This window comes from Chitinophaga sp. (assembly GCF_035564935.1).
GTDB lineage: Bacteria > Bacteroidota > Bacteroidia > Chitinophagales > Chitinophagaceae > Chitinophaga.
The window spans coordinates 1-10,028 of record NZ_DATMTE010000732.1 but is presented as its reverse complement, the minus strand read 5'-3'; the positions used below and the strand labels follow the sequence as shown (position 1 = coordinate 10,028).

General features: G+C 48.2%; 7 protein-coding genes. 4 read left to right on the top strand and 3 right to left on the bottom strand.

The genetic code is table 11. The annotated features are described in order from the left end of the window. Together VN105_RS18975 and VN105_RS18970 are read right to left on the bottom strand one after the other, a co-directional pair. Positions 1-1,640: FAD-binding oxidoreductase (locus tag VN105_RS18975; protein ID WP_325643102.1), on the bottom strand; the 1,640-nt coding region annotated here is incomplete at its 3' end. An 86-nt stretch (positions 1,641-1,726) separates the two neighbouring features. Continuing rightward, on the bottom strand, positions 1,727-2,620 hold the full coding sequence (locus VN105_RS18970) for a DUF72 domain-containing protein (RefSeq protein WP_325643101.1): 894 nt from the start codon (positions 2,618-2,620) through the stop codon (positions 1,727-1,729). A gap of 177 nt (positions 2,621-2,797) precedes the next feature. Between VN105_RS18970 and VN105_RS18965 the strand changes: the two genes are divergently transcribed. The 3 genes from VN105_RS18965 to VN105_RS18955 are packed head-to-tail and all read left to right on the top strand — an operon-like array spanning position 2,798 to position 7,012. Next, positions 2,798-4,213, top strand: coding sequence for a glycogen/starch synthase (locus tag VN105_RS18965; RefSeq protein WP_325643100.1), 1,416 nt, complete (start codon positions 2,798-2,800; stop codon positions 4,211-4,213). A 43-nt stretch (positions 4,214-4,256) separates the two neighbouring features. After that, positions 4,257-5,528, top strand: a complete 1,272-nt coding sequence (locus VN105_RS18960; RefSeq protein ID WP_325643099.1) for a glucose-1-phosphate adenylyltransferase — start codon at positions 4,257-4,259, stop codon at positions 5,526-5,528. A 14-nt stretch (positions 5,529-5,542) separates the two neighbouring features. Beyond that, positions 5,543-7,012: a glycoside hydrolase family 130 protein gene (locus VN105_RS18955; protein ID WP_325643098.1), complete on the top strand. Its 1,470-nt coding sequence runs from the start codon at positions 5,543-5,545 to the stop codon at positions 7,010-7,012. A gap of 3 nt (positions 7,013-7,015) precedes the next feature. Here the strand turns inward: VN105_RS18955 and VN105_RS18950 are convergent, their stop codons facing one another. Further along, positions 7,016-8,017, bottom strand: coding sequence for a glycosyltransferase family 4 protein (locus VN105_RS18950; RefSeq protein WP_325643097.1), 1,002 nt, complete (start codon positions 8,015-8,017; stop codon positions 7,016-7,018). Between the two features lie 204 nt (positions 8,018-8,221). Here VN105_RS18950 and bshC point away from each other — a divergent pair, with 204 nt between their 5' ends. Continuing rightward, positions 8,222-9,805 (top strand): bacillithiol biosynthesis cysteine-adding enzyme BshC, encoded by a 1,584-nt coding sequence (bshC, locus tag VN105_RS18945; protein ID WP_325643096.1) that lies wholly within the window; start codon positions 8,222-8,224, stop codon positions 9,803-9,805. Positions 9,806-10,028 lie beyond the last annotated feature (223 nt).

The following is a 10,028-nucleotide window of genomic DNA, read 5'->3' as shown; positions in this document are numbered from 1 at the left end:
ATGGTTTTCAGCTCCGGGGCTTTCTGCCCTGGTGTGTAGCGCAGCATCGTGTTCATGGATGGCGTGTCTACAATTTTGTTGGGATTGAAAATGTTTTCAGGATCCCAGGTATATTTGATCTGGCGGAGCAGTTCATAGTTTTTGTCGCCCACCATCTGTTTTATAAACTCGCCTCTCAGCCTGCCGTCGCCATGTTCCCCACTGAGGGAGCCATGGTATTTTTTTACGAGGGTGGCAATTTCTTCCGCGATTTTACGGAACAGTAAATTTCCTTCTGCTGTTTTCAGGTTGATGATGGGACGGAGGTGGATCTCACCACTGCCCGCATGTGCATAGTGTACGGCGTATAGTTTGTATTGCGCCAGTATATCGTTGAAGTCGCGGATAAAGTCCGGGAGGTCTTCTACGGCCACAGCGGTATCTTCAATTACCGGCACGGCCTTTTCGTCGCCGGGGAGGTTACTGAGCAAACCCAGACCGGCTTTGCGGAGCGCCCATATCTTTTTGGTGTCGTTGCCAAACAGCAGGGGGAAATGATATCCAAGTCCGGCGGCGCGCAGGGTGGCTTCCAGCCTGCCGGCAATTTCGGTGATCTCTTCGCGGGTGTTACGGCAAAATTCCACCACCAGGATAGCGCCTGGATCACCTTGTACAAAGAAGCGGTTCTTGCTTTGTTCAATATTGTCCTTGGTGCATTCCAGGATGTAGTGGTCAATCAGCTCACTGGCGCTGGGTTTATAGTCCATCACCAGCACATTGGCCCGCAACGATTCATCTATATTATTAAAATGTATGCAAAGCAGGCCGGTTTCTTTTGGAGGGAGCGGGTTTACATGCAGTTTGATTTCTGTAAGAAAGGCCAGGGTTCCTTCTGAGCCGGCAATCAGTTTACAGAAGTTAAAGTCTTCCGTACCGGCGGTAAAAGGGCTTGTTTCCAGCAACATATCCACGGCGTAGCCGGTATTGCGGCGGGGGATGCTTTTTTTCGGAAATTCTTTCCTAATCTCTTCCTGGTAGCTGTGGTTGCTCAAGCTGGTACGGATCTGTTTATAGATCCGGGTTTCCAGTGTATCGGGGCCTTCGCATTTCCGGTGGAAGGTTTCCGCGTCCATGCTGCCGAAGGTCACTTCTTCGCCGTTGCTGAGCAGGGCTTTTACTTCCAGCAGGTGCTCGCGGGTGCTGCCGTATACTACGGAGTTGGAGCCGCATGAGTTGTTGCCCACCATACCGCCGATCATGGCACGGTTGGCAGTGGAGGTTTCGGGGCCAAAATAAAACCCATGCGGTTTCAGGAACATGTTCAGTTCATCGCGGATAACGCCGGGTTGAACACGTACCCATCCTTCTTCTTTATTAAATTCCAGTATTTTGGTGAAAGTGCGTGATACGTCGGTGATGATCCCGTTTCCCACTACCTGCCCGGCCAGCGAAGTACCGGCGGTACGGGGTATGAGGGATGTTTTATTTTCACGCGCAAAGCTGATCAGTGTCTTTAGATCGTCGATATGCTGCGGAATAGCTACTGCCAGCGGCATCTCACGGTATGCCGATGCATCGGTGGCATAAAGTGTCCGCATGGTATCATCTGTATAAAGCGTGCCTTCCAGTTTCCCGGCTAATTGCTCTAGCTTGTCGCGCATCATGGTAAAAACCTGTTTTGAGAGGGCGAAATTAATATTTCAGTCCGTCTTTTTCACCACTTGTAATGTATTCGTAAAAAAAAGCGCTATTCTTTTACAAATTGAGGCTTTTTTACGTCTATCCCGCAAACGGCTTCCAGCTTGTCGATAAGATACACCGCCAGTTCCGGCGAGGTGGCTTCATCGTGCATATGCATAAAAAAGTACAGCTCCTTCAAACCATTGTCCAGCCAATATTTGATGCGGTTGGCCCAATCGTCGATCCGGGTATAATCCGTTGGGTGCAGGCTGTTGCCTACAAAGCGGATAAATACTTTCGGGATGGTAAGGTGCATATGCGCTACATCCCGTCTGCCGGCGGTATCGGTAATAATGAGGCCCACATTGAGTTTATTCAGCTTTTCGTATAATTCCAGCCGTATGGCCTCGTTCTCATACCATTCTTTATGGCGCAATTCCACGAAAAATTGCAGGTCGGTGGGCAAAGAAGCGAGATATTCGTATAGGTATTCCCGTTTGGCCGGGCCATATTTATCACTCAATTGTAAAAAAATGGGTCCCAGGTGTTTACCAAAGGCCAGCACCCCTTCGAGGAAGGCGGTGGTTTTAGGTCCGGAGCTCACCAGGTTGCTAAAATGACTGATGGCCTGTGGCACTTTGGGGCAGAATTTAAAATCCATGCCCTTTGCTTTTTCATCCCATTTGGAAATGGTTTCCGGGCCATAGATCTGGTAATGGGTAGCGTTCAGCTCAATGCTGTTGAAATGTTTTACATATTCGCCCAGGAAGGCGGATTCCTTTGTGCCTTTGGGATAAATTTTCCCGATCCACTCTTTCCGGCCCCATTTGGCGCATCCCAGCCAGGCCTGCGGTTTTTTCACGGGTTTGCCTTTCAGGATCTTTTTGTTGAAAACAGGTTCTGCAGGCAGTTTAAAATCAATGTCCATGAGCATATCTTCGGGAACACGGCCAAAATCCATGAGCATTCAGCGTTTAGAGGTGAAACACATAACAATTGCTGTTACAAATATAAAGGATCACAACGGCTCCTGTTCCCGCCGGAGAGGATAATCAGAATAATCATTAAAAAATCATCGCGAAGTCTTTGTTTTCTTATTTTTCCAGTTTAACTTAATAAGGATTATCAATTTAACAGCATGGAGATATTACACGTCAGCGCGGAATGTTACCCGGTAGCCAAAGTAGGTGGACTAGGTGATGTGGTGGGGGCATTGCCCAAATACCAGCACCAGTTAGGCAATTTTGCCAAAGTAGTGATACCGGCCTACAGGAATAAATATTACCACACCCATGAATTTGATGTGGTACACCAGGCCGGTATGTGGCTAGGGCACAACTGGTACCACTTTAACGTGATAAAGGAGCGCAGCAACGAGCTGGGATTCGACCTGTACCTGGTAGACATCCCCGGTTTGCTGGATACCCCCGGCGTTTACGGCTATCCCAACGATACGGAGCGGTTCCTGGCCTTCCAGATCGCTGTACTGGACTGGATCAACGAATGGCAGCACCAGCCGGACGTGATCCATTGCCACGATCATCACACTGGGTTAATCCCGTTCCTGCTTAATTATGGTTATAAATATGAGCGGCTGAAGAGCATTCCTACGGCGCTTACTATTCATAATGCACAGTACCAGGGCCAGTTTGGATGGGATAAACTATACCTGATCCCGTCTTTCGACCTGTGGAAGTCCGGTATGCTCGACTGGGGCGGGGCCATTAATCCGCTGGCATCCGCCATTAAGTGTGTTTGGCGCGTTACTACCGTGTCGCCCGGCTACCTGGAGGAACTGTATTCCAATGCCAATGGCCTGGAAGCGCTTATCAACCAGGAAAGAGCCAAAATGGTGGGCATCCTGAACGGGATCGATAACGTGGTATGGGACCCTTCCACAGACCGGATGTTATCGCTCAATTATGACACAGATACGGTAAGTACCGGGAAAAAAGAAAATAAACAGCTCCTGTGCGAACGCTTCGGGCTGGACGCTTCCTTACCGCTGATATCCTTTATTGGCCGCCTGGTAGGCGATAAAGGCGCGGACCTCCTGCCGGAAATAATTGGCCGCACCCTGCATGAATTGCCAGGAGAAGTAAATTTCCTCGTATTGGGGAGCGGGGAACCTCATATTGAATGGTCATTGCAACAAACCCGCGCCGTGGTAAGCTACGGCTTTAATGTACATATCGGGTACGACGAATCGTTATCCCATCAGATATATGCCGGCAGCGATTTCCTGTTGATGCCCTCCAGGGTGGAACCCTGCGGGCTTAACCAGATGTATGCCCTGCGTTATGGAACCGTTCCGGTAGTGCGTAGTACCGGCGGCCTGAAAGATACGGTCATCGACTTCGGCGACAAGGATGGCGTAGGCATCCGCTTTAACCAGGCCAGCGTTTGGGATGTTTGTTACTCCGTAAAGCGCGCCATCGAATTGTACCGCGACTCCAAACACCTGGACGAAGTACGGCTAAGAGGCATGAACATTGATAATTCCTGGGACAGTTCCGCACAGCGGTACCTGGACATGTACAGGAGTATGAAATAGTAAAGAATAATTGAGTGATGACCTTCTAAAACCAATTCCCATTATGACGAAAGATGTAATATCCATTATTCTTGGAGGAGGGGCCGGCACCCGCCTGTATCCGCTTACCCGTCGCCGCTCCAAACCAGCGGTGCCCCTGGCAGGTAAATACAGACTGGTGGATATTCCTATCTCCAATTGTTTGAACGCAGAACTGAACCGCATCTTTGTATTAACGCAGTTCAATTCCGCTTCCCTGAACAAGCATATTAAAAACACCTACCACTTCAGCAACTTTGATAAGGGGTTTGTGGATATACTGGCAGCGGAACAAACCCCCGATAATCCCACCTGGTACCAGGGAACAGCAGATGCCGTAAGGCAATGCCTTCATCACATGGAGAATTTTGAGTTTGAATATATACTCATTTTATCCGGTGACCAGCTGTACCAGATGGATTTCAGGAAGATGATAAAGCACCATATTGACACGGGTGCAGAAATATCCATTGCCACTATTCCCGTAAGCGCCAGGGATGCTTCTGATTTTGGTATTTTAAAGGAAAATGAAGAAGGCGCTATTGTTTCCTTTACAGAAAAACCTTCCCAGGCGGTGCTGCCCCCATGGGCATCGGAAGTAAGCGAGGAAATGCAGAAAGAAGGCCGGGTATACCTCGCCAGCATGGGTATTTATATCTTCAGCCGCCAGGTGCTGTTCGACATGCTGAATGCACAACCGGAAGCGGCGGACTTTGGTAAACAGCTTATCCCGCAGGCCATCGAAAACAAACGCCGTATCTACAGTTATCAATATGAAGGCTACTGGACAGACATCGGTAATATCCAGTCTTTCTTCGAAGCCAATATCGGTCTCACCGATGAAATTCCTTTATTTAACCTTTTTGATGAGTCACAAACCATTTACTCCCGCGCCCGTATGTTGCCGCCTACAAAAATTTCCGGCCATATGGAGAAAACAATGATAGCAGACGGTTGTATTATTATGGCAAACAAACTGGAAAGAGTGGTAGTGGGCATCCGTACCCGCATTGGCAAAGGCAGCGAAATCAGCAATGCCTATATCATGGGTAGCGACTATTACGAAACACTCGACGAAATTGGAAGATCCCGCGCAGAAGGACGGCCTTTAATGGGCATCGGCGAAAATTGTGTGATCAATAATGCCATCATTGATAAAAACTGCCGCATCGGTAACGGCGTACATATAAACGGCGGGAAACACTTAGCAGACGGGGACTTCGAAAAATATACAGTAAAAGACGGCATTGTTGTTGTTAAAAAGGGAGTTGTCCTGGAAGACGGATTCAGTATTTAACAAACAAGATAACCATGCGATTGTCCATAGAGCGGAAGAGTACCAAGATTTATCCTGATCTTAAAAGGGTAGTAGCCAGGTTTTTTTTTAACGGGGAGGCCAGGGCCAAGTCCATCATTCAACAGGTAGCCGCCATGAGCGACGCTGAAGTGAATGTAACGATCATGCCTATACTAAGAGAATTTTCCCGGCGTCACCGGAACATTACCAGGATATTTGAGCGGCATGCAGACCGGCTGAGACACCTGTTTCCCGGTTTGCAGATCGACTACGAAGCACTCTCGCACAAACGCAAATTGCTCACCGGTTCTTATTTCACCAACGAATACTCCATAGAATCCGCCGCTTTTTTCAATCCCTCCCTTGTGGAAGACGTAGACCAGAGCGGGCTGGAAGAAGGACAAAAACGCGTGATCATGAGCTTCCGCGCAGTAGGCGAAGGACACGTATCTTCCATTGCTTTCCGGTCCGGCATTATCGATAAGAACAATGAAATTTCACTGATAGCACCCGGCAATTATGTAGATGAAGCGGAAATTATCCGCAACTCCCTCTACCATAAACAAACATTCTTTCAGAATGCCGTATCCATCCGTTTGCCGGACTCCGTAATGCGTGAAATACAGAACTCCCTGCCAGACCAGTTTGAATACCTCGCCCTTAAAAAGGTGATCCGGGAAATGCAACAACGCTTCCAGGTAGATCATCTCCTTAAAAAAGGGCTGGAAAGGGTATTATGGCTGGCGGATTCCTATTACGAGCTGAACTTTTCACTGGATACCGATCTGTCCGACCGCGTTATTTTTCCTTATTCAGAAGCAGAAAGCAGGGGTATTGAAGATGCCCGCTTTGTAAAATATACCAGCGAAAACGGAAGCGTTACCTATTATGCCACTTACACGGCATATGATGGTATCACCATCCAGCCAAAACTGCTGCAAACAAAAGACTTTTATAATTTCAAGATCATGCCGCTTTACGGAGAAGGAGCGCAGAACAAGAATCTCGCGCTCTTTCCCCGTAAGATCAACGGCAAATACGTGATGATTTCCCGGATCGACGGCATTAACGGGTATATCATGTACTCCGACAAAATTAATATCTGGGAAAACCCGCAGATCCTTCATACACCTAAGTATGCCTGGGAGTTTGTACAGGTGGGCAACTGCGGTTCCCCTATTGAAACCCCCGATGGATGGCTGGTAATTACACATGGCGTAGGTCCCATGCGTACCTACTGTATTGGCGCCAGCCTGCTGGACCTGGAAAACCCTGCAAAGGAAATAGGCCGCTTACGCGAACCCCTGCTCATGCCCAACAAAGATGAAAGGGAAGGCTACGTGCCCAATGTACTGTATTCCTGCGGATCTATTATCCACAACGATGAACTGATCATTCCTTACGGCCTTTCTGATTATGCCTCAGGCTTTGCCACCGTTAACCTCGAAAAACTACTCACACAGATCAAGGAAGACGGCGTATAGCCGTTACAATGTATTATATACATCAATGTATTGCCCGGTCATGGCGTCTGCACTGAAATTATTTTTTGCATGCAGGTGACAGTGGTGGCGGTTAATCAGCGTAAGATCTTCTATGCAGGCGGCAGCTTCCTGTAAATTGTTTACGAGGAAACCCGTTTCCCGGTCGCGGATGAGCTCCGGCATGGAACCGCGGTTATATGCAATAACGGGTGTGCCGCAAAGCATGGCCTCTGCCACGCTCAGGCCAAAAGGCTCGTTGAAATGAATAGGATGGAGCAAGGCATTGGCTTTGCCAAGCAACTGGCTCCGTTCTTCCCCGCCTACAGCGCCAATATAAATGATCTGCTCATCATCAATATAAGGCGCCACTTTTTCATTAAAATAGGCTTCATCCTGGATGATCCCGGCGATGATCAGTTTGCGGCGGGAATGAAGGGCTATCTGTACTGCATCGTGTGTGCCTTTGTCGGGATGAATACGGCCATAATATAAAAGATAGCTGTCCGGCATAGGTTCAAAGGCAAAATCTTCCGTCCGGATACCATTATATACCGTGGCCGTATAATGCAGCGATGCATGGCGGTCGGCGTTACTGATAGATACATATCTTCCTATATCATTATACCGCTGGTATACCGGCAATATTTTGTGAGAAGAAAACCCGTGAATAGTAGTTACCATCGGCGTTTTAATAAGCCGGGAATAGGTGAGGGGAAGGAAATCGAAATGATTATGGATGATGTCAAAATCCCTGGCTTGTTCCATCAGATAACTGATATGCATACACTCGTTTACTTTGGCATCTGCCTCACGGTCTTCTTCATATCCTTTGGCGCAAATGGCCGCCAGTACACCGGCCGTGACTGAATCGGCCGTGGCAAAAAGGGTTACCTCCATTCCTTTGGCTATCAGCCCTTCTGCCAGGTTAGATGCCATTTGTTCCCAGGGTCCGTAATGCCTGGGCGGCGTGCGCCAGGCCACCGGCGATAATATTGCTACCTTCATAATGTTGTGTTTTTCCAGTTTTGCCTAAGGCGGTTATTCGCAGCATAGCTGTCAAAACAAGCGCCAAAGAAACACGGATGATTGCCGGTCAACCAATATTCTGATCAACCAATTAACTAATTACCTAACTTCGTACATTCAAAAATTTCGATGTGTTGGCACTGCATCGTTTTGTAATTGGTAATTTGTAATTCGAAACTCGATATGCCCGAATATATTCCTTATGGGAAAACTGGTTATTTTAACCAGCTGGTAACAGATTTTTTAGCAGAATGTCCGCAGATCAGACCATTTTATACCTATTCTCCTGTACGTCCGGATTTTGGAGCCGCCATCGCCGCCCGTGAGCAGTTTGATACACCACGCACCGCACTGGTAGCGGCCCTGGAACAGCAATATGCTTCACTGGAACCTGTAAAGGCCGTGCAGGACAACATCGCAGCCCTGCTGCAACCCACTACTTTTACCGTATGTACCGCGCATCAGCCCAATATTTTTACCGGTTACCTTTACTTCGCTTATAAGATCCTGCAAACCATTAAGCTTTGCCGCGAACTGAAACAGCAATACCCGCAGCATCACTTTGTGCCGGTATATTACATGGGCAGCGAAGATGCCGACCTGGAAGAACTGGGCAGCATCTACCTGGAAGGAAAAACCATTACCTGGAATACCAGCCAGCAGGGCGCGGTAGGCCGCATGAAACCCGGTGGACTGGAAGCCCTCATTGCCGAAGTGAAGAAAACGCTGGGATATGCGCCTCACAGCGGGGAGCTGATCAGTCTCCTGGAAAAAGCCTACCTGGAACATGCTAATATACAGGAAGCCACGCTGTACCTGGTACATGCGTTGTTTGGCCGGTTCGGACTGGTGGTATTGGTTCCCGACAGCGCTGCATTAAAACGTTTATACCTTCCCGTTATGAAGGATGAGCTATTTAACCAGGCGTCGCATACCATTGTAGGCGATACACTGGAAAAGCTGGGAGAACATTATAAAGTACAGGCTAATCCGCGGGAAATAAATCTTTTTTATTTACAGGATGGCTCCCGGGAACGTATTGTGCGGGACGGCGACCAGTGGAAAGTATTACACACCTCGTTGACTTTCAACGCCGCTTCCCTGGAAGCTGCTTTGGAGGCGCATCCTGAAAGCTTTAGTCCAAATGTTATTTTACGGGGTATGTTCCAGGAAACCATCCTGCCTAACATCGCCTTTATTGGTGGTGGTGGTGAAATAGCTTACTGGCTGGAGTTAAAAGGACTTTTTGCGCACTATAAAGTGCCTTTCCCGGTGTTGCTGCTGCGTAATTCCCTGTTGCTCACCGATGAAATATCCCGGCAACGCATCACTAAGCTGGGACTTACCACCAGTGATCTTTTCAAGGGAACAGAAGATATTGTGAACGATTATGTAAAGCGTCATACCAATGCTTCGCTGGTGCTGAAGGATGAATACGCCGCCATTGAACAGCTGTTTGATGCGCTCGAAGAAAAGGCCCGCAGCATTGATGTAACGCTGGTGGCTACCACGGCATCTGAAAGAAAGAAAGCGCTGAAATCCATCGGTAAGCTGGAACATAAATTTCTGCGTGCGGAGAAGAAGAAATTCGCCTGGCAAACAGACCAGATCCGCCAGATTAAAAATAAACTGTTCCCGGCCGGCTCCTTACAGGAACGCAAGGAAAACTTCCTGCCCTGGTACGCCCAGGAAGGCCCCGCCTTCTTCGACCGCGTACTGGCCGCCATCACGCCGGTAACCGACCAATTCACTATCCTGGGCGAGTGAGTGTGGAGGGGATCGCCGAAGGCGATTGTCTTGGAGCAGGATTACGCTGATTATACTGATTAGCTTGATTTTATTTTTTGGGATTTTATAAAGGATTAAGGGAGATAGAAGCAGATAGATTTGCTTTTATCTCCCTTAATTATTTAAAAACGACTAAAAACAACTGAAAAACAAAAGTAAAAATCAGGAAAATCAGGATAATCAGCGTAATCCTGCTCCAAGA

Bases quoted from the DNA above. Each gene is read 5' to 3' on its own strand.
- VN105_RS18955 (WP_325643098.1), top strand. From the start codon at position 5,543: ATGCGATTGTCCATAGAGCGGAAGAGTACCAAGATTTATCCTGATCTT.
- VN105_RS18965 (WP_325643100.1), top strand. From the start codon at position 2,798: ATGGAGATATTACACGTCAGCGCGGAATGTTACCCGGTAGCCAAAGTA.
- VN105_RS18970 (WP_325643101.1), bottom strand. From the start codon at position 2,620: ATGGATTTTGGCCGTGTTCCCGAAGATATGCTCATGGACATTGATTTT.
- VN105_RS18960 (WP_325643099.1), top strand. From the start codon at position 4,257: ATGACGAAAGATGTAATATCCATTATTCTTGGAGGAGGGGCCGGCACC.
- VN105_RS18950 (WP_325643097.1), bottom strand. From the start codon at position 8,017: ATGAAGGTAGCAATATTATCGCCGGTGGCCTGGCGCACGCCGCCCAGG.
- bshC (WP_325643096.1), top strand. From the start codon at position 8,222: ATGCCCGAATATATTCCTTATGGGAAAACTGGTTATTTTAACCAGCTG.